Genomic DNA, 24262 nt, shown 5'->3' with positions numbered 1-24262 from the left:
CGCCAAGCGTCGGTTCAGTTCGGTCCCATTCCGGCCGACGCCGGGTGCCCTGGCACCTGAAAGCGCTTGCCTGTGTCGGTAACGTTGGTTCCGTCGACCTTGAGGATCGAGAAATCCTGGCTGAGGTAGTTCCCGACCAGGATGTATTTTCCGTCAGGCGTGAAGACCGCGGCCTCAGGCAGTCCACCGACTTCGATATCTCCGGTCTTGGTCACTTTCTTGCCGTCGATCTTCAGGACCGAGACGCTGCCGTTCTTCTCATGGAAGAACGCATTCTTCATGTTCGAGCCGCGCAGGATCACCGAGACTGCGAGATCCCCCTTCGGACTGACGCCAAGCCCCTCCGGTCCATCGCCGACCACCACGCGATCGATGATGCGCGGCGGCTTCGCTTCGAGATCGATGACGCTGGCCGTGTCGACGCTGCCGTCCGACGCGCCTGAGTTGCCATTGTCCGACGTCAACGCGATCTTGCTGTTCGGGGTCACTGCGACATTGTAAGGCCATTGGCCGGCCGGCAGGTCTATCTTGGTGTAGGTGACTTTGTCGCCGGCGATATCGAGCACCGATATCTTGTGCGCGGGAAAACGCGCGACCAGCGCGTGCTTGCCGTCTGGCGCGAACGCGACATGTGCGACACTGTCAGGCATCGATATCGTGTCGGTGATCTTGACGTCAGTGCCGTTGACCGAAAGTACGCTGATCGAATTGTCCCCGCGGTTGGCGACCAACGCCATCTTGCCATCGGGACTGAAGCTCAATCCTGATGGCTGCTTTCCGCCAGCAATGGTCGCGGCCAGCTTGGGCGGGGTCGTCTTGAGATCGATCACATAGATCTTGTTGTCCGGCACCTGCTTCAGAGCGTCGCCTTCCTTCACCACGTCAACCGAGTCCGCGACCAGCGCCACGGCTCCGGTCGGATCGATAGCAACGTTGACCGGGGGACCGACCACCGAGTTCTTCAATGGGAGAGAAGCCGCAATCTTCGGGTTCTCGGGATCGGCGAGATCGACGATCAGCACTTGATCCTTGCCGGGCGCTGACAACACCGGCTTGCCGTCGTCATCCCATAACAGCTTCTCATCCAGGCCGACGATCATCAGCGGCTTGGCCTGAGCGCAATTGAAAAAGCCGGCACCGAGAAGGATTGCCGCAGCCAGAGATAGTCCGGCGACACGAGTTACCGAAGTCATGGCGTTCTCCCCAAAAGCACGCGGCCTCTCACGGGCCGATGCCGGACAGGATACCCGGTTTTCTACCGACGCGCACTTTGAGTGAGGATCTGGATGGCTTCGCCGGAAGCCTGCCATCGGGCGCGCATTCGCGCCACCCGCCGGCTCGCGATGCCGTGGCCCGAGCCCGGCAATCACAGCTGGAGTTGCTCGGGACTACGTCGGCGGCGTGCCCTGGCGCCATTGGCCGCCGGCGATCTTGGCGGCGGCGATCACGGCTTGGGTGCGGCTTTCGACGCCGAGCTTCTGCAGGATCGCCGAGACATGGGCCTTGATGGTCGCTTCGGAAACGCCGAGCTCATAGGCGATCTGCTTGTTGAGCAGCCCCTCGGACAGCATCATCAGCACCCGCACCTGCTGCGGGGTCAGCGTCACCAGCCGGTCGCGCAGCCGCGTCATGTCGGGATCGCCGGCCGCCGACAGATCGGTGTCCGGCGGCACCCAGACGTCGCCCTCCATCACCTTCATGACGGCATCCCGCAGCGTCTCGACGCCGAAGCGCTTGGGAATGAAACCGGAGGCGCCGAAGTCGAGCGAGCGGCGGATGGTTCCGGCATCGTCGCTGGCGGAGACGATCACGACCGGGATCGCAGGGTATTGCGCCCGCAGATAGATCAGGCCGGAGAAGCCGCTGATCCCCGGCATGCTCAGATCGAGCAGGATCAGGTCGACCTCGGAGTCCCGTTCCAGCAGCGCGGTCAGGTCCTCGAATGATCCGGCCTCGCTGATCGTGGCCGAAGTCACGACGCTCGACACCGCCTGGCGCAACGCATCGCGGAACAACGGATGGTCGTCGGCGATGACAAGATGAGTATTGGCAGCAGCAGTCATCTCAGTCCCACAAGCGGGCTTAACCCGCGTCGCCCGGTTTTCGCCCGCGCGGCAGTATCACGCAAGCGCTTGATAATACCAGATGCCAACGCAGTTAACCCGCGCAGCTTGTGCGCCGCAATAGACGCACGCGGGGGCGTTCCATCCTGCTCTTCCTTCTGAAGATAGGTTCGATCCTGAAAAGGCCAAAAGTCTTATTGGGGCGGGTTTCACTGCGATGTTACCTTCATCTCAAGCCGAGGGCCCATTCGGGCCTCACCCGCCAGCCGGGGGCGAGCATGGCAGCAATATTTCGGGGGGAGCTATCCAGATGTCTACAATGACTGCAAGTTCGGCGCGGCCCGCCGGCATGACGAAGGATGAGCGTTTCGTCATCCTGGCGTCGTCGCTCGGCACCGTGTTCGAGTGGTACGACTTCTATCTCTACGGTTCACTGGCCGGCATCATCGGCGCGCAATTCTTCTCCGATTATCCGCCGGCGACCCGCGACATCTTCGCGCTGCTGGCGTTCGCGGCGGGCTTCCTGGTGCGCCCGTTCGGCGCAATCGTGTTCGGCCGGGTCGGCGACATCGTCGGCCGCAAATACACCTTCCTCGTCACCATCCTGATCATGGGCCTGTCGACCTTCATCGTCGGCCTGCTGCCCAACGCCAAGACCATCGGCATCGCGGCGCCGATCATCCTGATCTCGCTGCGCCTGCTGCAGGGCCTCGCGCTCGGCGGCGAGTATGGTGGTGCCGCGACCTACGTCGCCGAGCACGCGCCGCCCGGCAAGCGCGGTTACTACACCTCGTTCATCCAGACCACGGCAACGCTCGGCCTGTTCCTGTCGCTGCTGGTGATCCTGTTCACCCGAACCATCACCGGTGAGAAGGACTTCGCGGACTGGGGCTGGCGAATTCCGTTCCTGGTGTCGGTGCTGCTGCTCGGCATCTCGGTCTGGATCCGGCTGCGGCTGAACGAATCGCCGGTGTTCCAGCGGATGAAGGATGAGGGCAAGACCTCGAAGGCGCCGCTGACCGAGGCCTTCGCGACCTGGAGCAACGCCAAGATCGTGATCCTCGCGCTGCTCGGCCTGACCATGGGCCAGGCGGTGATCTGGTACACGGGCCAGTTCTACGCACTGTTCTTCCTGCAATCGATCCTGAAGGTTGACGGCTACACCGCCAACCTCTTGATCGCCTGGTCTTTGTTGCTCGGCACCGGCTTCTTCCTGGTGTTCGGCGCGCTGTCGGACAAGATCGGCCGCAAGCCGATCATCCTGGCGGGCTGCCTGATCGGCGCACTCACGCTGTTCCCGATCTTCAAGATGATCACGACCAACGCCAATCCGGCGCTGGAAAAGGCTTACGAGTCGATCAAGGTGCAGGTCGTTGCCGATCCCGCGGGCTGCGGCGATCTGTTCAACCCGGTCGGCACCCGTGTCTTCACGGCGCCTTGCGACACCGCCCGCGCCTTCCTTGCCCAATCGTCGGTGAAATATTCGACGGTGCCGGGCCCGGCCGGCTCGCCGGTGAAGATCCTGATCAACGACAAGGAAGTGCCGTATACGGACGCCAAGACATCGAACCCCGCAATCCTCGCGGCGGTACAGGCGGCGGGCTATCCGAAGCCGGGTGACGCCGGCATCGTGAAGATGTCGCACCCGTTCGATGTCTTCCGTCCGCAGGTGGCCTCGGTCATCGGCCTGCTGTTCATCCTGGTGCTCTATGTCACCATGGTCTACGGCCCGATTGCCGCCATGCTGGTCGAACTGTTCCCGACCCGCATCCGCTACACCTCGATGTCGCTGCCCTATCATATCGGCAACGGCTGGTTCGGCGGCCTGCTCCCGGCGACCGCGTTCGCGATCACCGCCTCGACCGGCGATATCTACTCCGGTCTCTGGTATCCGGTCATCTTCGCCGCAATCACCGTCGTGGTCGGCGCGCTGTTCATTCCGGAAACCAAGGACGTCGACATCACCAAGACCTGACCGTCGACATCGCGATCAAATCAAACTGCATCGGCCGCGGAGCGATCCGCGGCCGATGTCATTTGGAGGCCAGGTCTTAAGAGATGGATCGCGCACGTCAGCGCGTAGCGCCGATGAATTGCAGTACGATCTCGCGCCGGTGCGGGCGGGCGCGATGCTCGATCAGATAGATGCCCTGCCAGGTGCCGAGCGCCATCTCGCCGTCGAGCACGGGGACCTGCAGCGAGGTCGCCGTCAGCATGGACTTGATGTGCGCCGGCATGTCGTCAGGGCCTTCGGTGTCGTGACGCCAGCCGCCGTCTTCGGGCGCCGCACGGTCGAGCGCCGTCATCAGATCGACCAGCACGGTCGGATCGGCATTCTCCTGGATCGTCAGCGAGGCCGAGGTGTGGCGGATGAACAGCGTGACCGCACCCTCGCCGGCGCGCGCCTCGCGCAGGAATTTGGCGACCTCGCGCGTGATGTCGGTGAAGCCGGCGCTCGACGTTTCGACGGTCAAGCGCGACGACACGATGCTGGTTGCCGCGACGGAGGATGGCGCCGAGTGCGTGATGGTCCTCGATGAGTTCATCTGTAACTCTCACTATGTCGTCCCGGCGAAGGCCGGGACCCATAACCACCGATGTTCATTAAAGCGCGATGAGATTAGGTTGAATCGTCATCGCGCCTTAGCTCTTTGTTTGAGCATGATCTCTTCGGAAAACCGCTTCGCACTTTTCCGGATCATGCTTTAGTTCGGCGAGACATCAACTCCGAGTCATCGAAATCGAGAGGCCGCGGCGTATGGGTCCCGGCTTTCGTCGGGACGACGCTGTCGTAACAGTGTCGGCACAAAATCAAATCTTGCCGCCATTGACGTCGCGCTGCACGCGGTTGGCCATCTCGATCAGCCGCCGCCAGGCCCGTTCCAGGAACGACATCATGCGATCCATGTCGCGGTCGCTCGGCAGCGGGATCTCGATCTTGCGCTCGCCCTCGGCGACCTTCGGCTCGGTCTTGGGCTCCGCCTTCTTCAGCTGATCCGATTTCGGCAACGCCTCGTCGGTCTTGGCCGACGGTGCGCGCGCGGCGAGCTCACCCTTGAGCTTGTCATTGTCGGCTTGCAGGCGCCCGATCTCGACGTCCAGCGCCGCCCGCTCGTCCGGCACCATGTAACAGGCCCAGCCGGCGCTGGAATTGGTGCAGGTCGACACCGCGCCGGTGCGCGTGTCGAGCCGCAGGAAACCATCGCCGGCGGGTGATAATGCGTAGCGGCCATTTTCGGTGTCCGGCGCGGTTTGCGCGATCGCCGCGCCGCCGCTTGCGATCAGGATGGCAGCAATTGCGATGGACAATTTCGACGGCGACATCGCGATGGGCATGGCTTGCTCCGCCTCAACCTGATTCCTGCCCTAGACCACAGAGCTATAGGGCTTGCGGCCCGACTTCAACGCGTCTTCAAGCAATTCGATCCGGTCCTGGCCCCAGAACACCTCGCCATCGAGCACGTATCCGGGCGAGCCGAACACGTCGGCGTCCAATGCATTCTGGCGATTCTGCTCATAGGCCGCGCTGATCGCTTCAGTGCCCGAGCGCTCGACCAGCTGCCGGCCGGGCAAACCGGCATCGTCGGCGAGCTTCACCAGCGTCGCAGGATCAGCAAGATTAAGCTGCTGCTCCCACACCGCGGGATAGGCCCGTTGCAAGAACGGCTCGGGGTCGAGGCCGGACTCGAGCATCGCGATCACCACGCCATCGGCAAGGCGCCCGTTGAACGGCCAGTTGGCCGGCTGCAGATGAAAATTCAGCCCCCGCTTGTCGCGCCAGCGCTGCAACTCGATCATCCGATAGCGCTGCCGCACTGGATGGCGCTTGGCGAGCGGCAGTCCGCCGGTCTCCGAGAACAGATCGACCAGCAGCACGGGCCGGTAATTTACCTTGAGATCGTAAGTGCTTATGAGTCGAACGAAGGGCTTGTGGCCGATATAGGCCCAGGGGGATTGCAGCGAGAAGTAGTAATCGATCTGGCGCGGCATGCGGAACCTGACTGCGTGAGAGGACGGGACTTTCGGCGATCCCAGCAGAGCGGGAAAAGCCACGCAATATCGCTCAATGCCACGCAAGCTGTTGCACTGCGATCACTGCGTCACTCTGACCTTGAATATCTCCAAATAAAACCAGCAGAATCAAAGCAATAACTGGTTACGACGCAATCTTGACTTGATTAGACGCGGTAAGTATGGTCCGCGCGGCTTTTGACGGGGACGGGCGCAATTTCCATCATCCGCGGCATCGGTTAGTGTTTCCAGCATGGCTGAGAACACCAACGACGGCGCAAATGGAAGTCGCGATCAATCGCCTCCTGACGAAGCTGCGCTTTCCGCAAGGCTCGGAAGTCTCGATCATCGGTTGTCAGAAATTCGCGACAGCCGCAGGAGCAAGACTGATCAATCCGGTACTGAAGGCGGGGACAGTGCGGCCAGAGCTTCGGCGATGGCGCTCGGTTTTCGTCTTTCCTCGGAGCTGATCGCGGGCGTTGCCGTCGGAGCGGCGATTGGCTGGGGGTTCGACCGTTTGCTGTCGACGTCGCCATTCGGCTTCATCGTGTTAACGCTGCTCGGCTTCGTCGCCGGGGTGGTCAACGTGGTGAGGTCCGCGGGCGTGGCCTCGGGCAAGCGCTGAGCGCTGGCGGGAAGTCACGACATTTGAAATTCGATTACCGGCACGATAGCCGGTGGACCAAGAGCCGCGCGGATGAAAATCGACCCGATCCACCAGTTCAATATCGAGCCCCTCTTCACGCTCGGCCACATCGGCAATCACACGATCGCCTTCACCAATTCCTCGCTCTTCATGCTCATCGCAGTGCTGCTGATCGCGCTGCTGATGCTGGCGAGCGGTCGGGAACTGGTTCCGGGACGGCTGCAGTCGGTCGCCGAGATCTCCTACGAGTTCGTCGCCACCACGATTCGCAGCACGGCTGGCGCGGAAGGCATGAAGTTCTTCCCGCTGATCTTCTCGCTCTTCATGTTCCTCTGCGTGTCGAACCTGGTCGGCGTCATCCCCTACACCTTCACGATCGCGAGCCACCTGATCGTCACCGCGGCGCTCGCGCTTTTGGTGTTCTTCACCGTCCTGATCTACGGCGTCTACAAGAACGGCTTGAAATTCTTCAGCATCTTCGTCCCCCACGGCGTTCCGATCTACATCCTGCCGCTGGTCATGTTCATCGAGATCCTGTCGTTCTTCCTGCGGCCGGTCTCGCACAGCGTTCGTCTGTTCGCCAACATGCTGGCCGGCCACATCGCATTGAAGGTGTTCGCGGGCTTCGTCGCGATGCTCGGCTTCTCGCTGGGCGCGCTCGGCTGGGTCGGCGGCGTGCTGCCGCTGGCGCTCACCATTGCGCTGTACGCGCTCGAACTGCTGGTCGCGTTCCTGCAGGCCTACGTGTTCGCGATCCTGACCTGCATCTACCTCAACGACGCCATTCATCCGGGACACTAAGCGGTCCGGGGAATCTCCACCCACCAATCTGTCTATCTTTCTCAAGGAGCTACATATGGAACCGGCAGCAGCAAAACTTATCGGCGCGGGCATCGCGTGCATCGGCATGGGCGGCGCGGGCGTCGGCGTGGGCATCATCTTCGGCAACTACCTCGCCGCTGCGGTGCGTAACCCGTCGGCCGCTCAGGGCCAGTTCGGCAACCTGATCTTCGGCTTCGCCGTGACCGAAGCGCTCGGCATCTTCTCGCTGCTGATCGCGCTGCTCCTGCTGTTCGTTCCGCTCTGAGCGGCACCCCGGTTCCGCTCTGCGGTAACCCGGTTCCGCTTTGCGGTAACCCCTTCGCGCCGCCCAAGGGTCGTTCCAAGGGCGGCGCGCATGACAGCAACAGGAGAACACCATGGCTGAGAGTCATGGCGAGGCAAAAGGCCAGAAAGCCGGCGCCCACACCGAGACCGATGGCGGACATCACGGCGGAGCCTTTCCGCCGTTCGATTCGTCCAATTTCGCCTCGCAGTTGGTGTCGCTGGCGATTGCATTTGTCGCGCTCTACCTGATCGTGTCGCGAATCGCCCTGCCGCGCGTCGGCGGGACGATCGATGCACGTCAGAACAAGATCGAGGGCGATCTGGCCGAGGCGCAGAAGCTGAAGGACGAGTCCGACGCGGCGCTGAAGGCCTACGAGACCGAGCTGGCGAATGCGCGCGCCAACGCGCAGGCGATCGGCAACGAGACCCGCGAGAAGCTGAACGCGGCCTCGGAAGCCGAGCGCAAGGCGCTGGAAGCGAAGCTGGCGGCAAAGCTCGCCGACGCCGAGAAGCAGATCGCAACGACGAGGACCAACGCCATGAGCAACGTCCGCGGCATCGCGGCGGATGCGGCCGGCGCCATCGTCCAGCAACTTGCCGGCGTCACGCCGGACGCCAATGCGGTCAACAGCGCCGTCGACGCGTCGCTGAAGGGATAGACGATGTTTTACGAACCGGAAACCTGGGTTGCGATCGCCTTCGTCATTCTGCTGGTCGTGTTCGGCTATCTCGGCGTCCATCGCACCCTGCTGACGGCGCTCGACCACCGTGCCGAGCGCATCAAGGCCGAGCTGGAAGACGCCCGCCGCCTGAAGGACGAGGCCAATAAGCTGCTCGGCGAGTACAAGGCGCGCCGCGCCAGCGCGGAGCGCGAGGCCGAGGAGATCATCTCCAGCGCCAAGGCCGAAGCCGAGCGGATCGCGGCCGAAGCCAAGACCAAGATGGAAGATTTTGTCGCGCGGCGGACCAAGACCGCCGAGAGCAAGATCGCCCAAGCCGAGGCCCAGGCCGTGGCCGATGTCCGCGCCGCCGCGGCCAACGCCGCCGTGACCGCCGCCTCGACCATCCTGTCGCAGTCGGTCAAGGGCTCGGTTGCCGACGACCTCGTCGGCAAGGGCATCGCGGAAGTCCGCTCCAAGCTGAACTGACGCGATCTCAACTCCTTAAAAAAAGGCCGGCGCGAGCTCATCGCGCCGGCCTTTTGTTTTGTCCAAATTCGTCCGTTTGACGCGTTTTCTTCACGCGACCGGTATCCACGTCGCTCGAAAACGCTCTGTTACTTCTTCTTGTGCGGCGCGCGGGCCTTGGGCTCCGGCTTCAGGGCCTGCGGGTCGAAGCCGATATAGAAGATGTAATTGTCGTTGTCGGCCGGCGACGGCGCCGGATAGACGACGTCCTCGGCAACCAGGCTGAATGGCACGCTGCCGCTTTCGTCCATCTGCACCGTGGTGGTGTAGGCCTTGGTCATGATGGTCTTCTCGCCGACGCCGCCCTGCACCACGGCGACGCGCAGCGGCACCTGAATGCTCGGTGGCGCGCCCTGGGGTCCGACGATGATCCGCCCCTGGATACCGATCTTGGCCGTGATCTGACCGCTGTTCAGATTGCATTGCCGCGCCGTGCGCGTGATCGAGGCCAGGAACTTGACGTCGTTGCCGACCGCTTCCTTGCCGTTCGCGGCCACCGAATAGGTCGAGGCCCCGGAGCGAATCTGTACCGGCGGGCAGGTCAGTTCAGCGTCGGCATCGTTGAGCTGCTGCGGCGCCGCGGGCGTCGCCGGCTTGTCCTGGTCGGACGAGCCGCCGCCGAACAGGCTCTTGAAGCGGTCGCTCAGCGACTGCGCGGAAGCTGCCGAAGGCAGCAGCGTGGCACCGAGACCGATCGATACCGCCGCTGCGAGCGCGAACCTGATCACCCTTTCACCCATCAATATCCTCAAATTTCCCAACCGGGTTCCCTGTTTCGCGGCCGTTATAGCAAGGCAATGGCGGCGAACCCAAGGCATCGAGGGCGGCACCGCCCTCCGCAAAAAGGCTTACGGATCAGCCGCGGAAATCCTCGTGCAGCAGGCCGAACAGCAGGTGGTCCTGCCAGATCCCATTGATGCAGAGATAGCGCCGCGCCAGGCCCTCGCGGGTGAAGCCGCACTTCTCCAGCACGCGGATCGACGAGGCGTTGGAGGGAATGCAGGCCGCCTCGATGCGGTGCAGATTGAGCTCGCCGAACAACGAGGGCAGCAGTACCCGCAGCGCCGTCGTCATGTAGCCGCGATGGGCATGCGGCAGCCCGACCCAATAGCCGATCGTGCCGGCCTGCACGATGCCGCGGCGGACATTGGCGAGCGTGATGCCGCCGATCATCACCCCGTCCGATTCGCGGAAGATGATGAACGGATAGGAGCGGTCGGCGGCGATATCCTCGGTGTAGCGGCGCAGCCTCCGGCGGAAGCCGGCGCGGGTCAGGTCGTCGGAGGGCCAGATCGGTTCCCACGGCGTGAGATAGGCGCGGCTGAATTCGCGCAATTGCGCCCATTGCGGGAAATCCGACATCTGCGGCGCGCGCAGCAAGAGCCCGTGACCGCGCGGCATCAGTGCAGCGGGTCCATTGGACGGCAAACGAAACAGGGCCATGGCCCAACACTCCCCCGCCCATTCGGGCGTGACACCCTGCCCCGAGCCTCGCGGCCCCCTTAGTGCAGCAGCGTCTTTGCCTTCGACTTCGTCAATCCTTCCGCAAAAGCCACCGCCGTGTCCAGACCCCTGCCGCTGCCGAGCGCGACAACGGCGGGCCGGCTGCGCGCCAGCAGGGCACGGGCGGCGTTGCGGCTCGATTCGACGCTGACCGCGTCGATCCGGGCCACCAGCTCTTCCACCGTCTGCGGCCGGCCATAGGCTAGCACATGGCGTGCCAATTGTTCGGCCCGCGATGAACAGCTTTCCAGCGCCATCAACAGGCCGGCCTTCATCTGCGCCTTGGCGCGGGCGACCTCGGCCTCGGTCAGGGTTTCGACCGCGTCGTTGATGACGTCGACGATGACTTCCATCATTTCCGGCGCATCCGCCGGATCGGTCCCGGTGTAGAGGCCGAAGAAGCCGGTGTCGGTGTAGGGCGCGTGGAAGGTGTAGATCGAGTAGCACAGTCCGCGCTTCTCGCGCACCTCCTGGAACAGCCGCGACGACATCCCGCCGCCGAGCGTGTTGGTGAAGACCTGCAGCGAGAACAGCGAGGGGTCGGTCTGCGGCACGCCTTCGAGCGCCAGCGTCAGATGTGCCTGCTCGAGATCGCGATGCACCACCCGCGAGCCGCCCTTGCCGAACATCGCGGCCTGCGGCTGCGGCGCCGGCGTGGCGTCGAAGCTTGCAAACTTCTGCGTGACGTCCTCGACGATCCGCGTGTGATCGACCGCGCCGGCGGCCGCGACCACCATGTCGGGGGCGCGGTAATGCGTCGAGAGATAGCCGCGCAGCATGTCGCGATCGAAGGCCTTCAGCGTCTTGGCGGTGCCGAGCAGCGAGCGGCCCATCGGCTGCTCCGGATAGCAGAGCTCGTTGAGATGCTCGAACACGACGTCGTCGGGGGTATCCTGCGCCGCGCCGATCTCCTGCACGATGACGCTCTTCTCGCGCTCCAGCTCGTCCGGCACGAAGGTGGGGTTGGCGAGGATGTCGGAGAGCACGTCGAGCGCCAGCGGTACATCCGCCTTCATCACCCGCGCATAATAGGCCGTGGTCTCGGTCGAGGTCCCGGCATTGAGGTCGCCGCCGACCGCCTCGATCTCCTCGACGATCTCGCGCGAGGAGCGCCGCGCCGTGCCCTTGAACGCCATGTGTTCGAGCAGATGCGAGATGCCGTGCTCGTTCGGCTTCTCGTCGCGCCCGCCGACGCCGGCCCAGACCCCGAGCGCCGCGGTTTCCAGATGCGGCATGGTGTCGGTGACGATCGTCAGGCCGCTCGGCAGCTTGGTGATTTCAACGCCCATCAGGCAACTCCCTGCTTGGCAGCACGGCTGACCGCCAGCACGAAGCGCTCGACCTCGGCGGAATCATTCTTCATGACCGTGATATGTTCGGATTTGCTCATCAGGCCTCCGAGCCAGACCGGCAGCTGCGGACGCACCCCGCAGGCGGCTTCCACCGCGTCGGGGAATTTGGCCGCGTGCGCGGTCGACAGCACGATGTTCGGGATCTTGGAATCCGAGGTGTCGCGGTCGGCGACCGCGAGCGCCACGGCGGTGTGGGGATCGACCAGATCGCCCGCCTCGCGCCAGGCGGCGCGGATCGCGGCCGCCGTCTCGGTCTCGTCGGCGCGGCCGGCGTCGAAATCACGGCGCACGGCGGCCAGCGTCGCATCCGGCAGCACGAAGCGGCCGGACTGCTTCAGCGAGGCCATCAGGCGGCGAACCTGATCGGCGTCGCGGCCGCTCGCCTCGAACAGCAGCCGCTCAAAGTTCGAGGACACCTGGATGTCCATCGACGGCGACGTCGTGGCGTGCACCTCGCGCACCTCGTAGATGCCGGTCTTCAGCGTGCGCGCCAGGATGTCGTTGACGTTGGCGGCGATGCGCAAGTTCCGGATCGGCAGCCCCATCCGCTTGGCGACATAGCCCGCGAAGATGTCGCCGAAATTGCCGGTCGGCACCGTGAAGTCGACGGTGCGCTGCGGCGAGCCGAGCGCGACCGCCGAGGTGAAGTAATAGACCACCTGCGCGACGATGCGCGCCCAGTTGATCGAGTTGACGCCCGACAGCGCCACCTGGTCGCGGAAGCGATGGTTGTTGAACATCGCCTTCACCAGCGCCTGGCAATCGTCGAAGGTGCCTTCGATCGCGAGCGCGTGGACGTTGGCGGCGCCGGTCGTCGTCATCATGCGGCGCTGCACCTCGGAGATGCGCCCGTTCGGGAACAGCACCACGAGGTCGACATTGTCGAGATTGGCAAAAGCCTCGACCGCGGCGCCGCCGGTATCGCCCGACGTCGCGACCACGATGGTGGTGCGCTGCGCGCGCTTGGCCAGCACGTGATCCATCAGCCGCGAGATCAGCTGCATCGCGACGTCCTTGAACGCCAGGGTCGGCCCGTGGAACAGCTCGAGCAGGAACTGGTTCGGCCCGGCCTGGTCGAGCGGCACCACCGCGGGATGGCGGAACGTGGCATAGGCCTCGTTGGCCATGCGGCCGAGCTCGGCGTCGGAAATCTCGCCGGCGACAAACGGACGGATGATCTCGACCGCGACCTCCCAATAGGGACGGCCGAAGAAGGTGGCGATGGTCTCGGGCGACAGTTGCGGCCAGGTCTCGGGCACGTAGAGCCCGCCGTCACGGGCAAGCCCGGTCAGCATCACATCGCAGAAGCCGAGCACCGGGGCCTCGCCCCTGGTCGAAATATACCGCGTCAAACCGCCCTCCAAAGGCTTCGATCCGAGCCTTAAGCCTTTGATATCATGGAATTATCGAGTTCGCCTCGTGCGACCCGAACGGTTCACCATAGAAGATCGGACCGGCAATGGGTAGCCCGAAGCGCTGCGGGGTCGCCCAGACGCGGGGGGTGGTGTTGCCCGCGACTGACCATCACCGGCTCCGCATTCACCGCCGTCGTCCTGGCGAAAGCCGGTGTTGCCCGCGACTGACCATCACCGGCTCCGCATTCACCGCCGTCGTCCTGGCGAAAGCCAGGACCCATAACCACCGCACTCGGTGATGAACGGGATGGCGGCCCCAGCATCGCGCAGCAATTAAGATTTGGGGTAATGGGTCCTGGCTTTCGCCAGGACGACGAGGAGTTTGCTGCACGGCATTTCTTCGTCATTCCGGGGCTCGCGAAGCGAGAACCCGGAATCCATCGGGCCAAATGGATTCATGCTCCGCACGCCCTCAGGTGCGCGATTGCGCACCGGGGAATGACGACGGAGGAAGACGCGCCCCCCCTACCCCTTCGGCGGCGCCAGCGGCTGCACGATCTCCTGGAACGGCGGCAGCGCCTCGCAGCGCGCGGCGTGGGCCTTGAGCGCCGGATAGCGCGCGTCGAACAGGTGCGGATGCGCCTCGCCGGTGAAGCGCAGCGCGCAGGCCACCGCGACGTCGGCATGACCGATGCGATCGCCCGACCAATAAGGCGTCGGCACGGCCGCGCGCTCCTGCTCCAGCACCGCGAGCACGCCCGCGATCTGCGCCTCGCAGCGCTCGACCCAGAGCTTCAGCTGCTCCTTGCGCAGCACGTGCTCATAGACAAGGCTCACCGCCTTGTCGGCGAGCCCGGTCGCCAGCGCCGTGATACGCAGATGCTTGCGCCGCCCCTCGCCCGAGCGCGCGATCATCGCCTTGTCCGGACCGACCAACTCGTCGAGATAATCCAGGATCGCGCCGCTCTCGATCAGCGCCTCGCCGTCATCGAGCACCAGCGTCGGCACCCGCCGCACCGGATTGTAGGCGGCAACCTTCTCCGCATCGCCGAAGGTCGACCACGGCTTGTGCTCGAACGGCAATCCATAGAGCCGCAGCGCGATCGCGGTGCGGCGGACAAAGGGCGAGTCGTACTGGCCGATCAGAAACATCTGGCATCTCGTCGGTCATGCCGCGGCAGGCCGTTGCCGCGAAAGCAGGGCTTTCGAAGGTGTGGCGGCCAAGCCGGGGTCAAAGGTTGCGCTTTGCACCATCCTAGATGGGCCGCGCGGCGTTGCAAGACACTGAGTCATTCCAGTGACGCATGCCGGCAATTGACCCACATATTCAGTGTCGTCCCTGCGAAAGCAGGGACCCATAACCACCGGCCCCCGTTGTGGTAGAGGCTGGAGCCCCAGCGACGCAAACCAACTCACTTCGGTGGTTATGGGTCCCGGGTCGCGCTTGCGCTTGCCCGGGACGACAGCGGAGTTTGTGGCAGCAGCTACCCGATCACCGGCACGTGCCTCGCCGCATCGCGCGGCAGCTTACCATCGAGCCTCGGATCATCCGCCACCTCGATCTGCCGCAGGAACGCACGGAAGCCGGAGCGCTGGTAGAACGCGACGGCCGAGGGATGGTCGAAGGTGCAGGTGTGTACCCAGACGCGGCTGATGTCGCGCGACCAGGCGATCTCGAGCGCGCGGTTCATCAGGAAGCGCGCGGCGCCGGTGCCGATGAATCTTGCGGTGACGCCGAAATAGAGCAACTGGCATTCGCCGGCCACGCTGAAATCGAGTTCGAGCAGGCCCTCATCCTGGCCGTCGACGGCCAGCCCGAAAAGCTCGTTGCCGGGGCCGTGGATCCTCGAGGCGAGATCGGCGTCATCGAGCCCGGTGCGGGTGAACCACAGCCACTCCTCGCCGACCCGGCGATAGATATCGCGATACCAGTCGAGCGCGGGCGGATCGACCTTGCGAAGGCGCCACGCGCCGGGCGGATCGTCGCGCAGCGGCGGACGCGCGGTCATTTCCAGATGGGTGACGACGGCAGCAATCTTGCCGTGGGGGATGTCGGAGTAACCGTCGGGCAGCGGCATCGCGCGACCTCTGTTTGCAGGCTGTCGACGGGACATAACCGCACGTCGCCGCGGATGCAATGCAACGCTGCGCGCAATGCCTGGTCAGGAGAAGCAGACGAGGTAATCCGCCGCATCCGCCGCTGCTCATTCGAGCGGACAGGTCCAACGAGCGGGATAAACCAGCTTGAACGCGCTTTGAGGGAGGGCTCCCCAGGCCCTCCCGTACTCGGTTAGTTGCCGACCCATACGTTGCCGTTGGCGTCGAAATCGTTCTTCGGGTTGTAGCCGGACTCGCGAAGGCTCCGCATACGCATCGCGCGGTCGCTGACATCGCCATTGAGACTGGCGTTGGCATTGAGCACGGCAGGACTTAGTGCGGTACCCATCACGAGACGCTGGTGGGCCCGGTGTTGTGCCGTGCGTGCATCGGCGAGTGCCGCCGTGGACAGAGAAGCAACTGCGATCGAAACAAGAATGATTTTCGTCATGGTCAGCTCCTGTGAAGTAACCAGCTGAGCTTTCAATCGCTTTCAGAAAATACGTGCTCGCGCCGGATGTGAAAACCGTCACAGGCCGGCGGCGATCACGATCGGTCAGACTAGCAGGCAGAAGCCAACGCTTCTTGGACCCCCGCGCACAGCGTCGCGGGAAGTCCATGCGCAAATCGCAAACGTCAACTTGTAGTGATCCAGATGCGCCGCCGCGTTGATGGCACAAAGTGAATAGTGACTGACCGCCGCAGTCCGCGTCGGCATTCGCATGGATGAATCCCGGGTCGCGCTTCCGCCTTCAGGAGAAGCAGGAAAAGTGAGCGCGGTGCTCGCCACACGTTTGACGTCGTCCCAGCCTAGTGCGCAATTGCGCACGGGAGCCGGGACCAACTACCACAGGACTACGTTGTTGAACGACGCTGTGGCCTCGACATCGCAAGACAATTGGCATTCGTGGTTATGGGTCCCGGCCTTCGCCGGGACGACGGCGGAGTTTGTGGCGCAGCCAGTGAGACGTACTCGCCCGTCACCTCGGCGTCACCGTGATCGCCTCCGCGGTTGCGGCTACAGCGGTGCCGAACACTCGGTGTCGTCCCGGCCTAGTGCGCAATTGCGCACGGAAGCCGGGATCCATTACCAGAGGGTTGAGTTGATAAGGCACGCTACGGCCCCAACATCGCAAGACAATCAGCATTCGTGGTTATGGGTCCCGGGTCGCGCTCCGCTTGCCCGGGACGACAGTGGAGCTTTGGGCGACCGCCCTGCTCACCTCGGCGTCAGCGCGATCGCTTCCGCGGTCGCGGCTTCGACGGCGCTGCGGCTGTAGAGCAGCGGCACATACTGGCCCGTCGCCCATAGCGGCGCGAGGTCGCGGTAGTGGCCGCTGAAGGGATCGCCGGATTGGCCCGGCGTGTTGACGGCGCGGCTCGCATCCCAATTGCCGACATCGAGCACCATGCGGAATGAAGCGCCGGAGATCAGATGATAGTCGGAGCGGCGATAGGTGGCGGCGCGCGGCACGTTGGCGGCGCCGCCAAAGGCGAGCGGGCCGACCTGCATCTGCGCCGCGGTCGCCTTGTCGGCGAGCGGCATCAGCGCGTGATTGAATTGCGCGACATGCAGCCGGCCCCAGCGCCAGGTCGACGCATCGCTCCCGAGCTTGTCGGCAACATCGGCGACCGCCTCGCCGAGACTGTCGCGCAGCACGCGGTCGCGCTCCGCTGCCGGATCGCTGCCGAGCGCCGCGTCCGGCTTTTCGAGATAGCCGACAATGGCGGAGATGCTGGAGGCCTCCGGCGCGATCAGTTCGGCCGCCTTCGGCGCGGTGGTCTTGAGCAGCACCGGGCCGAGATGGTTTGCGATCCACACCTCGTAGACCGCGGCGGCCGCGCTATCGGCCGCGTCACGCGCATCCCACGCCTTGAGCAGATCGAGGCCCTTCCTGACGTTCGCGTCATCCGACGTGAGCGGCTTCAGCAGCGCGACGAGGCGCCGCGCGAGCATGCCGGTGTCGTCGTTCTGCAGCGCCATCGCGTCCGCCAGCGTCACCTTGCTGTTGGCCTGCAGCACCTCGGTGATGCGCTGCCAGCGCGCGCTGTCGGCCCATTCGAATCCGACCCGGCGCTCACCCACCGGATAATCCGCCGGCAGATTCATCTGGTTGGCGGTGGCGATAAAGCCCTGTTTCGGCTGATACAGCTTCGGCAACTCGTCGAGCGACAGAAAGCCCTGCCACTCATAGCGGCCGTCGCCGGGCACCGGCATCAGGCCGTCGAAACTGGCGCGGCGCGGCGTCTTGCCGGCGGCGACCCAGCCGATATTGCCTGACGTGTCGGCATAGACCTGGTTCTCCGACGGCGCGCCCCAGCGCCGCATCGCGCCGAGGAAGCCGTTCCAGTTCTTCGCCGTCATGTAGTCGGACGAGCCGAAATAGGCCGAGGTGCCCGGCTCGAACCAGATCGAGCGCACGGCGAAGGCACGCTTCTTATCGGCGTCGACGAAGATCACCGGGCCGTGGCGGGTGAACTTCAGCTCGAGGTCGCGGTCGGCCTCGCCCTTCACCGCTTCCTTCTCATGCACGATCCGCATGTCCTCCCAGCCGCTGCCATAGCGGTACTGGTTCGGATTGTCGGGGTTGAGCTCGTAGACGTAGAGATCTTCCTGGTCGACGTTGAAGATGGTCAGCCCGAACGCGATGGTGTCGTTGTGGCCGATCGAGATGCCCGGCAGCGCCGGCTCGCCGGCGCCGATCACGGAGATGCCGGGCGCGTTGAGCCCGACGATGTAGCGCAGCGACGGCACCGAGTGCTCGCGATGCGGATCGTTGGCGAGGATCGGACGTCCGGTCGCGGTGCGCGTTGCCGCGATCACCCAGTTGTTGGAGCCGATGGTGTCGCGCTGCTGGTCGGCCTCGGCGAGGTACGTGTCGGGATCATGCGCCAGCGCCGCCTTCTGGTCCTTCGGCGCGGCGAACTTCACCGGCCGCGTGGCAAGATCGTAGGCGGCGAGCACCGCCTTCGGCACGCTGCAGGGATCGAGCCCGTCGGGGATCCTGGTGGTCCAGGCGGGCTCCAGCTTGACGCGGAAGCGATCGGCATCGAGGCCGGCGGCGCAGGCGACCCGCGAACGCTTCACCTCGGAGGCGACGTTGCGCGTGAGACCATGGCTGCGGACGCGCACGACATCCTCCGCCGACCACAGGTCCGGCATCGTGCCTGCGATCCTGAACTCGATCGGCAGCGCGCGCTTGCCCGCCTGGACGTCGGCGACATAGGCGTTGACGCCGGCGACGAACGCCTCTGCATAGGATTTCGCCTTCGGGCCATAGGCGGCCCATTCCGCATTCATGTCGCCGCGATAGAGGAACAGACGCAGCGCCTTGTCCTGCTCGGCATAAGCGGGGCCAAAGTCCTTCGCCAGGAGGCCGAGCCCGCGCTTGCGCCAGAGATCGATCTGCCAGAGCCGATCGCGCGCGGCATTGAAGCCCTGCAGGAAGAACAGGTCGTGCTCGTTGCCGGCATAGATGTGCGGGATGCCCCAGACATCGACCAGGATCTGCCCCGGCGCCTTCAGCCCGGCGACGTCGGTCTTGACCTCGCGCGCCGCGACGAGCGGGCTCGGCTTCTCACGCGCGGTGGTGGGTGCAGCAAGTATTGCGGCGCAGAGTGCGGCAGTGAGTAGCTTGGCGACGCGGTTGAGATCCGTGTTCATGTTGTTCTCCGATGGTTGTTATTGATTGTTGTGCACACTTGGCGAGATTGAACAGCAGCCGCAGCGAAGCTTCGCCCCCTCTCCCGCTTGCGGGTCGCGACGGGCAAAGCTCGCGCTGAGAGGGTCAGGGTGGGAGTTTCGCCGCTTGCGACACTCTTGGTGAGGAGAGAGCCCCCGATCCGTAGTGCATCCGACGATGCGCTACGACCTAAGAGTGAGCTTCGCTCGTCTCGACCCCGCAAGCGGGAGAGGTGCAGCGAGCTTGCCGCAACATCAGTTCATCACTCCCCCTCGTCGCTCGCCAGCACGCCCTTCACGGCGCGGGCCCAGCCGGCGAGCTTGCGCTCGCGCGTCGCCTGGCTCATCGCCGGCCTGAAGCGGTGCTCGAGCCGCCAGTTGTCGGCGAATTTTGTCGGCTCCGGATAGACGCCGGCATCGAGGCCGGCGAGATAGGCGGCTCCCAGAGCCGTGGTCTCCTGGATCATCGGGCGATCGACCGGGGCGTTGAGCAGATCGGCGAGCCGCTGCATGGTCCAGTCGGAGGCGGTCATGCCGCCGTCGACGCGCAGCACGGTGTTGGCGGCGTTGGCCTCCGGCCAGTCGGTGCGCATCGCGGCCCACAGATCGAAGGTCTGGTAGCAGACGCTCTCCAGCGTCGCATGCGCGAGCTCGGCCGGGCCGGTGTTGCGGGTCAGCCCGAACAGCGCGCCGCGCACGCGCGGATTCCAGTACGGCGCGCCCATACCGACGAAGGCGGGCACCAAATAGACGCTCTGCATGCTGTCCGATTTATCGGCGAGCGGCCCGGTCTCGGCGGCGTGCTTGATGATGCCGAGCCCGTCGCGCAGCCACTGCACCGCGCTGCCGGCGACGAAGATCGAGCCCTCGAGCGCGTAGGTGCGCTGGCCGCCGAGCTGGTAGGCGATGGTGGTGAGCAGTTTGTTCTTCGAGGCCACCGGCGTGGTGCCGGTGTTGAGCAGCGCGAAGCAGCCGGTGCCGTAGGTCGACTTCATCATGCCGGGCTCGAAGCAGGCCTGGCCGATGGTCGCGGCCTGCTGGTCGCCGGCAATCCCGGAGATCGCGATCGGCCCACCGAACAAATCGGCGGTGCTCTCGCCGAACCGGGCGGAGGAATCCTTCACCTCGGGAAGCATCGAGCGCGGCACGCGCAAGAGGTTGACGAGGTCGTCGTCCCAGGCGCCGGTGTGGATGTTGAACAGCAGCGTGCGCGAGGCATTGGTGGCGTCGGTGGCGTGGACTCTTCCACCGGTGAGCCGCCACAGCAAATAGCAGTCGACGGTGCCGAACAGCAGCTCGCCGCGCTCGGCGCGCTCGCGCGCGCCCGGCACGTGATCGAGGATCCAGGCCACTTTTGTGCCGGAGAAATAAGGATCGATGATCAGGCCGGTCTTGGCCGAGATCGCCGGCTCATGGCCCTCGGCCTTGAGCCTGGCGCAGATGTCGGCGGTGCGGCGGTCCTGCCAGACGATGGCGCGGTGCACGGCCTGTCCTGTGGCGCGGTCCCACACCACGGTGGTCTCGCGCTGGTTGGTGATGCCGATCGCGGCGATGTCCTTCGCCTTGAGGCCGGCCTTCTCCAGCGCCTCGCGGCACACCATCACGGTCGAGGTCCAGATATCCTCCGGCTCGTGCTCGACCCAGCCGGAGGCGGGGAAATGCTGCGGAAACTCTTGCTGCGCGACGGCGGCGATGGAGATGTCGCCGCGAAACACCATGGCGCGCGACGATGTGGTGCCCTGATCGATGGCCAGCACGAAAGACATGAGCGTTTCCTTTGGCGCTTAGGAGAATGCGTCAAGGCCAAAGGAGCGGATTACCGTGGCAAGGTCAAGCTTGGGGAGGTGGTGGTGAGCGACCCGTGGTCCTAAGGCGCGAGTGGCGCCACACGCTCCGCTGTCGTCCCGGCCTAGTGCGCAATTGCGCACTAGGCCGGGACAACATTGAATGCTTGGTGCCGCTGGTGATTCATGCACCTACATTCTCTGACGCGCGCCAACGGGTCCGCGAAGAGAGAGTCCGATCACATCGGCCGGTAGGTCCTGACGTCGGCGGGGACGTTGACGCCGATCTTGATCGCGCCGACCGAGCGGATGATGTCGTCGCCGAGCAGCTGGGCGAAGCAGGCATAGCCCCAGTCGTTCATGTGCAGGCCGTCGGCGATGACGAAATCGTTGATCGGGATCGCCTGTTTCTCGTGCCAGTCGCGCATCACCTCGAAGCGCGGGAAGATGCCGACATGGCGCAGCGCTGCGATGCGGCCGAGCAGCTTCACCATGCCGCGCGCGCTTTCGGGGCGCTCGGTGACGCGCGGCGAATATTGCGGATCGACCAGCACGACGTCGGCGCCGGACGCCTGAAGGCGCGCCACGCCGTCCTCGACCTGCTTGGCGGTCTCGGCGGGATCGAGGTTGCGCAGCACCGCGTTGGTGCCGACCTGCCAGATCACCATGTCGGGATGGACGTCGATGACCTCGGTTTGCAGCCGCGCCATCATCTCGGGCGCGTCCTCGCCGCCCTTGCCGCGATTGAGCACGGTGATGTCGGCGGACGGATACTGCCGCCGCAACTGTCCGGCCAGCCGGTTCGGATAGGTGAATTCCGGCGCCGACGATCCATAACCCTGGGTCGAGGACGAGCCGAACGCGATGATGACGACCGGCTTGCCGGCGGCGAGCTTGGCCGCGACATGCGGCAGCGAGCCGGTACTGTTCGGCACGCCCTTGGGCTGATGACAGGGCACGCGGTGGAAGATGTCGCTGGCGGATTTCGCGGCCTGCTTCACCCTGTCGAGCGCCTTCGCGGCGACGCCGGGTTGCGGCGGATTGGTCGCATCGGTCGTCGCAGCCGGCAGCGTCGCATCAGGCTTTGCAGCCTCGGTCTTGCCGTCGGACGAAAGCGCCGCATGCTGGTCGGTCTGCGCGCGCGACGGCACGACCGCGAGCAGCGTCAGCACCGCAACGGCGCGGAGACCTCGCCCTGCGGAAGCGCGAAAAGGGAAGGCAAAACGCATTTACTCTGCTTCCTTAATTCTGCTGCACCGGGCCCAGATGGGCCGCATCGATCACGAATTTCGCCAGTGCGCGGCCGAGACAGGCATGAACCTTCTTGGCCAGATCGACACCATGCGAGGTGCTGAACAGGTCAAAATATCCGGCGTCGCTCCACTGCTTCATAATCGCGAACCGGTCGAACAGCGGAACGTCGTGCTGCTGCGCCACCACCTTCATGTTGTCGAGATAGGGCGGCGCAGAGATCATCGTCTCCGTACGCGGGCTGTATTGCAGATTGACCAGCACCACGTCGGTCCCGGCGTCCCGCAACGCAACAACGCCTTCGTTGATGGCGGTACGGAAATCGTCGGGATCGACCGCTCGCATAGCATCGACGGTTCCGGTCTGCCAGATAACCAAAGTAGGCTTTTTTGCTTCAACAAGCTTAACAAGAGTTCCCGCGGTCTCCTCGGCGGTGCTCTTACCCTGTAATTCTACGGATAGATCGATCGTCGACGACGGCAACGCTTCCTTCAGCGCCGCCTGCAGTGTGGCCGGATAGGCGCTCGCCTCGTTGCCCTGGATGGTCGAGGAGCGGCTGCCGACCACCAGCACGTTGAGCGGCCGGTTGGACTTGATGGCGTCGGTGACCTTGGGCAGCGAGCTCTCGCTCGTAAGCAGATAGGCGGGCACGTCGCAGGGCGGCGGCGGGGGCGGCTCCGCGGTGTCGCCGGCGCGCGCGGGCGCCGCCGCCAAACCGGCCGTCAGGCAGGCTGCGAGCAGCGTCAGGCCCAGCATCGTCCGCGCGGACTTCATGCTCCCCCTCCCGCCAGATCGGCGTTGCCGGCGGCGCCTTTTTTCGAGGCGCCTTTGTCGGCGGAGTGCTTGTACCACGAAATGATCCACGCCATGCCGCACATGATGAGGATGCCGCAGACGCTGATCAAGGCGTGCAGTGCGGCACCGCCAGAGACTTCGGCAAGCACGAAGTGACCGGCGAAGGCGAGGAAGACCCCGAGGCAGAATATCTCAAGCGAATGCTGGCCACACAGGATCAAAGGTCGCAGCCAGGGCGATTTTAGGCCCGGCCAATCCCTGGGCAGGAAGCGCACGGTGAGCGCGGCGAGCGCCAGGAAGTGCGCGAACCGCAACACGTCCAGGTCGGTCTTGTTGATCGGATACATCCATTGCTCGATCACCTTCGGCATGATGTGGCCGAGCTGCGGCACGTACCAGGTCAGTGTCACGAAGAACGCCGCGACCAGATAGACGATGCAGATCCACATCGTGATGTTCGACGACAGGATGCGCGACATCCGCCGCGCGCCGCCGAGCGCGCACCAGGCGCCGAACACGAACAGCAATTGCCAGGCGAACGGATTGAACGCCCAGAACCCGTTCGGATAAGCCGACAGATAAAGGTCGAACTGCCAGGTCAGCGCGTAGAGCACGACCGAGAGGCCGAGCGTGACATCGGGCTTCCATTTCATCAGCCACAGGATCAGCGGCAGGAACAGCATCAGCACGATGTAGAGCGGCAGCACGTCCATGTTGACCGGACGGAAGCGCAGCAGCAGCGCCTGGACGATGGTGACGTCGGGCTGCTTGAGGAAGTCCATGATCCCCATTTCTTCCGAGTAGAGCGGGTTCTCGAACGAGGTCGCGACATAGGAGATCTCGGCGAGGAAGATCGTGAACAGGAAGACGTGCGCGACATAGATCTGCCAGACCCGGCGCAGGATGCGCGCGGTCGCGATCACGACACCGCCCTCCAGCATCGCGCGGCCATAGACGAACGCCGCGGTGTAGCCGGAGATGAAGATGAAGATCTCGGTGGCGTCGGAGAAGCCGTAATTGCGGATCGTCAGCCAGGTCAGAAGATTGGTCGGCAGATGATCGATGAAGATCAGCCACAGCGCGAGCCCGCGGAACAGATCGAGGCGGAGCTCGCGCTCGCCGGTCGCCGGCAGCGTGATCGCGGGCGCAGCAACCTTCGCCTCGGCCTCAGCCTCTACTTCGGTCTTGGCGTCGGCCGCCGGCGAACCGGCTATGGGGTCGGCAATCGAGCTCATCAAACACCGTGTCGGCTGCGGACGCCCCGCACGCCGTGCTGAAAAGATAATATCGGTCCGCGAGTTGCCGACAAAGCACGGAGTGCGGCGGCATGCGGCCGCGCTTTAGAGCGGAACTATGTTGAAACCGCGATGAACGGACCGCCCCAAATCCGGCTTTCCAAGTCCCGCTTTCCAAGCCCGCCTTTTCACAG

Annotated in this window: 23 protein-coding genes; 6 read left to right on the top strand and 17 right to left on the bottom strand. The window is 64.6% G+C overall.

Translation table 11 applies throughout. The features are described from left to right. Nucleotides 1-14: 14 nt before the first annotated feature. Both QA639_RS04495 and QA639_RS04490 read right to left on the bottom strand, forming a co-directional pair. Nucleotides 15-1310: a lactonase family protein gene (locus QA639_RS04495; RefSeq protein WP_244978816.1), complete on the bottom strand. Its 1296-nt coding sequence runs from the start codon at nt 1308-1310 to the stop codon at nt 15-17. 78 nt (nt 1311-1388) lie between these two features. Continuing rightward, a complete protein-coding gene (locus QA639_RS04490; RefSeq protein WP_157348366.1) occupies nt 1389-2063 on the bottom strand; it encodes a response regulator in 675 nt (224 codons plus the stop codon). A gap of 349 nt (nt 2064-2412) precedes the next feature. Between QA639_RS04490 and QA639_RS04485 the strand changes: the two genes are divergently transcribed. After that, nucleotides 2413-4038, top strand: coding sequence for an MFS transporter (locus QA639_RS04485; protein ID WP_080667053.1), 1626 nt, complete (start codon nt 2413-2415; stop codon nt 4036-4038). 97 nt (nt 4039-4135) lie between these two features. Here QA639_RS04485 and QA639_RS04480 read toward each other — a convergent pair whose 3' ends face one another. From QA639_RS04480 to QA639_RS04470, 3 genes are all read right to left on the bottom strand, one after another. After that, the gene (locus QA639_RS04480) at nt 4136-4609 is read right to left on the bottom strand and encodes a secondary thiamine-phosphate synthase enzyme YjbQ (RefSeq protein ID WP_028333730.1); all 474 of its coding nucleotides are present in this window, start codon (nt 4607-4609) and stop codon (nt 4136-4138) included. 265 nt (nt 4610-4874) lie between these two features. After that, nucleotides 4875-5399: a hypothetical protein gene (locus QA639_RS04475; protein ID WP_157348367.1), complete on the bottom strand. Its 525-nt coding sequence runs from the start codon at nt 5397-5399 to the stop codon at nt 4875-4877. 30 nt (nt 5400-5429) lie between these two features. Next, the gene (locus QA639_RS04470) at nt 5430-6053 is read right to left on the bottom strand and encodes a 2-hydroxychromene-2-carboxylate isomerase (RefSeq protein ID WP_028333732.1); all 624 of its coding nucleotides are present in this window, start codon (nt 6051-6053) and stop codon (nt 5430-5432) included. A 274-nt stretch (nt 6054-6327) separates the two neighbouring features. Here QA639_RS04470 and QA639_RS04465 point away from each other — a divergent pair, with 274 nt between their 5' ends. The 5 genes from QA639_RS04465 (at nt 6328) to QA639_RS04445 (ending at nt 8975) form a co-directional block, all read left to right on the top strand. Further along, nucleotides 6328-6699, top strand: coding sequence for an AtpZ/AtpI family protein (locus QA639_RS04465; protein ID WP_028333733.1), 372 nt, complete (start codon nt 6328-6330; stop codon nt 6697-6699). A gap of 72 nt (nt 6700-6771) precedes the next feature. Continuing rightward, complete coding sequence (locus QA639_RS04460) at nt 6772-7521, top strand: F0F1 ATP synthase subunit A (RefSeq protein ID WP_016847053.1); 750 nt, start codon at nt 6772-6774, stop codon at nt 7519-7521. A gap of 55 nt (nt 7522-7576) precedes the next feature. Continuing rightward, complete coding sequence (locus QA639_RS04455) at nt 7577-7807, top strand: F0F1 ATP synthase subunit C (RefSeq protein ID WP_016847054.1); 231 nt, start codon at nt 7577-7579, stop codon at nt 7805-7807. A gap of 112 nt (nt 7808-7919) precedes the next feature. Further along, nucleotides 7920-8486, top strand: a complete 567-nt coding sequence (locus tag QA639_RS04450) for a F0F1 ATP synthase subunit B (RefSeq protein WP_028333735.1) — start codon at nt 7920-7922, stop codon at nt 8484-8486. A gap of 3 nt (nt 8487-8489) precedes the next feature. Beyond that, nucleotides 8490-8975: a F0F1 ATP synthase subunit B family protein gene (locus QA639_RS04445; RefSeq protein ID WP_028333736.1), complete on the top strand. Its 486-nt coding sequence runs from the start codon at nt 8490-8492 to the stop codon at nt 8973-8975. A gap of 128 nt (nt 8976-9103) precedes the next feature. Here the strand turns inward: QA639_RS04445 and QA639_RS04440 are convergent, their stop codons facing one another. The 12 genes from QA639_RS04440 to QA639_RS04385 form a co-directional block, all read right to left on the bottom strand. Continuing rightward, nucleotides 9104-9754, bottom strand: coding sequence for a hypothetical protein (locus tag QA639_RS04440; protein ID WP_028333737.1), 651 nt, complete (start codon nt 9752-9754; stop codon nt 9104-9106). Between the two features lie 115 nt (nt 9755-9869). Beyond that, on the bottom strand, nt 9870-10457 hold the full coding sequence (locus QA639_RS04435; RefSeq protein ID WP_026191927.1) for a GNAT family N-acetyltransferase: 588 nt from the start codon (nt 10455-10457) through the stop codon (nt 9870-9872). A 59-nt stretch (nt 10458-10516) separates the two neighbouring features. After that, on the bottom strand, nt 10517-11806 hold the full coding sequence (locus QA639_RS04430) for a M16 family metallopeptidase (protein ID WP_157348368.1): 1290 nt from the start codon (nt 11804-11806) through the stop codon (nt 10517-10519). Continuing rightward, nucleotides 11806-13221 (bottom strand): threonine synthase, encoded by a 1416-nt coding sequence (thrC, locus tag QA639_RS04425; RefSeq protein ID WP_198400320.1) that lies wholly within the window; start codon nt 13219-13221, stop codon nt 11806-11808. The genes QA639_RS04430 and thrC overlap by 1 nt, the downstream gene beginning before the upstream one ends. 528 nt (nt 13222-13749) lie before the next feature. Beyond that, entirely contained in the window at nt 13750-14376 is a 627-nt protein-coding gene (locus QA639_RS04420; RefSeq protein ID WP_283089249.1) for a glutathione S-transferase family protein, read from the bottom strand. A gap of 332 nt (nt 14377-14708) precedes the next feature. Continuing rightward, nucleotides 14709-15302, bottom strand: coding sequence for a GNAT family N-acetyltransferase (locus QA639_RS04415; protein ID WP_283089248.1), 594 nt, complete (start codon nt 15300-15302; stop codon nt 14709-14711). Between the two features lie 212 nt (nt 15303-15514). Then, nucleotides 15515-15772, bottom strand: coding sequence for a hypothetical protein (locus QA639_RS04410; protein WP_283089247.1), 258 nt, complete (start codon nt 15770-15772; stop codon nt 15515-15517). Between the two features lie 768 nt (nt 15773-16540). After that, on the bottom strand, nt 16541-18985 hold the full coding sequence (locus QA639_RS04405) for a penicillin acylase family protein (RefSeq protein WP_283089246.1): 2445 nt from the start codon (nt 18983-18985) through the stop codon (nt 16541-16543). A 281-nt stretch (nt 18986-19266) separates the two neighbouring features. Next, nucleotides 19267-20769, bottom strand: coding sequence for a glycerol kinase GlpK (gene glpK / locus QA639_RS04400; RefSeq protein ID WP_028333743.1), 1503 nt, complete (start codon nt 20767-20769; stop codon nt 19267-19269). A 257-nt stretch (nt 20770-21026) separates the two neighbouring features. Continuing rightward, nucleotides 21027-22016, bottom strand: a complete 990-nt coding sequence (locus tag QA639_RS04395) for an SGNH/GDSL hydrolase family protein (RefSeq protein ID WP_028333744.1) — start codon at nt 22014-22016, stop codon at nt 21027-21029. Nucleotides 22017-22029: 13 nt separating this feature from the next. Then, on the bottom strand, nt 22030-22812 hold the full coding sequence (locus QA639_RS04390) for an SGNH/GDSL hydrolase family protein (protein WP_152977610.1): 783 nt from the start codon (nt 22810-22812) through the stop codon (nt 22030-22032). Continuing rightward, entirely contained in the window at nt 22809-24068 is a 1260-nt protein-coding gene (locus QA639_RS04385) for an OpgC domain-containing protein (RefSeq protein ID WP_028333746.1), read from the bottom strand. The genes QA639_RS04390 and QA639_RS04385 overlap by 4 nt, the downstream gene beginning before the upstream one ends. Nucleotides 24069-24262: the final 194 nt, after the last annotated feature.

The sequence above is a fragment of the Bradyrhizobium pachyrhizi genome (assembly GCF_029714545.1).
GTDB classification, from domain to species: domain Bacteria; phylum Pseudomonadota; class Alphaproteobacteria; order Rhizobiales; family Xanthobacteraceae; genus Bradyrhizobium; species Bradyrhizobium pachyrhizi.
The sequence above is the reverse complement of the archived record's forward strand: the minus strand, read 5'-3'. Positions and strand labels throughout refer to the sequence as shown.

Excerpts from the sequence above, each read along its gene's own strand:
- QA639_RS04415 (WP_283089248.1), bottom strand. The coding sequence starts at position 15,302 with ATGCCGCTGCCCGACGGTTACTCCGACATCCCCCACGGCAAGATTGCT.
- QA639_RS04395 (WP_028333744.1), bottom strand. The coding sequence starts at position 22,016 with ATGCGTTTTGCCTTCCCTTTTCGCGCTTCCGCAGGGCGAGGTCTCCGC.
- QA639_RS04385 (WP_028333746.1), bottom strand. The coding sequence starts at position 24,068 with ATGAGCTCGATTGCCGACCCCATAGCCGGTTCGCCGGCGGCCGACGCC.
- QA639_RS04410 (WP_283089247.1), bottom strand. The coding sequence starts at position 15,772 with ATGACGAAAATCATTCTTGTTTCGATCGCAGTTGCTTCTCTGTCCACG.
- QA639_RS04445 (WP_028333736.1), top strand. The coding sequence starts at position 8,490 with ATGTTTTACGAACCGGAAACCTGGGTTGCGATCGCCTTCGTCATTCTG.
- QA639_RS04495 (WP_244978816.1), bottom strand. The coding sequence starts at position 1,310 with ATGGCAGGCTTCCGGCGAAGCCATCCAGATCCTCACTCAAAGTGCGCG.
- QA639_RS04450 (WP_028333735.1), top strand. The coding sequence starts at position 7,920 with ATGGCTGAGAGTCATGGCGAGGCAAAAGGCCAGAAAGCCGGCGCCCAC.
- QA639_RS04390 (WP_152977610.1), bottom strand. The coding sequence starts at position 22,812 with ATGAAGTCCGCGCGGACGATGCTGGGCCTGACGCTGCTCGCAGCCTGC.
- QA639_RS04405 (WP_283089246.1), bottom strand. The coding sequence starts at position 18,985 with ATGAACACGGATCTCAACCGCGTCGCCAAGCTACTCACTGCCGCACTC.
- QA639_RS04420 (WP_283089249.1), bottom strand. The coding sequence starts at position 14,376 with ATGTTTCTGATCGGCCAGTACGACTCGCCCTTTGTCCGCCGCACCGCG.
- QA639_RS04485 (WP_080667053.1), top strand. The coding sequence starts at position 2,413 with ATGACGAAGGATGAGCGTTTCGTCATCCTGGCGTCGTCGCTCGGCACC.
- glpK (WP_028333743.1), bottom strand. The coding sequence starts at position 20,769 with ATGTCTTTCGTGCTGGCCATCGATCAGGGCACCACATCGTCGCGCGCC.
- QA639_RS04490 (WP_157348366.1), bottom strand. The coding sequence starts at position 2,063 with ATGACTGCTGCTGCCAATACTCATCTTGTCATCGCCGACGACCATCCG.
- QA639_RS04435 (WP_026191927.1), bottom strand. The coding sequence starts at position 10,457 with ATGGCCCTGTTTCGTTTGCCGTCCAATGGACCCGCTGCACTGATGCCG.
- QA639_RS04430 (WP_157348368.1), bottom strand. The coding sequence starts at position 11,806 with ATGGGCGTTGAAATCACCAAGCTGCCGAGCGGCCTGACGATCGTCACC.
- QA639_RS04455 (WP_016847054.1), top strand. The coding sequence starts at position 7,577 with ATGGAACCGGCAGCAGCAAAACTTATCGGCGCGGGCATCGCGTGCATC.
- QA639_RS04465 (WP_028333733.1), top strand. The coding sequence starts at position 6,328 with ATGGCTGAGAACACCAACGACGGCGCAAATGGAAGTCGCGATCAATCG.
- QA639_RS04480 (WP_028333730.1), bottom strand. The coding sequence starts at position 4,609 with ATGAACTCATCGAGGACCATCACGCACTCGGCGCCATCCTCCGTCGCG.
- QA639_RS04475 (WP_157348367.1), bottom strand. The coding sequence starts at position 5,399 with ATGCCCATCGCGATGTCGCCGTCGAAATTGTCCATCGCAATTGCTGCC.
- QA639_RS04460 (WP_016847053.1), top strand. The coding sequence starts at position 6,772 with ATGAAAATCGACCCGATCCACCAGTTCAATATCGAGCCCCTCTTCACG.
- QA639_RS04470 (WP_028333732.1), bottom strand. The coding sequence starts at position 6,053 with ATGCCGCGCCAGATCGATTACTACTTCTCGCTGCAATCCCCCTGGGCC.
- QA639_RS04440 (WP_028333737.1), bottom strand. The coding sequence starts at position 9,754 with ATGGGTGAAAGGGTGATCAGGTTCGCGCTCGCAGCGGCGGTATCGATC.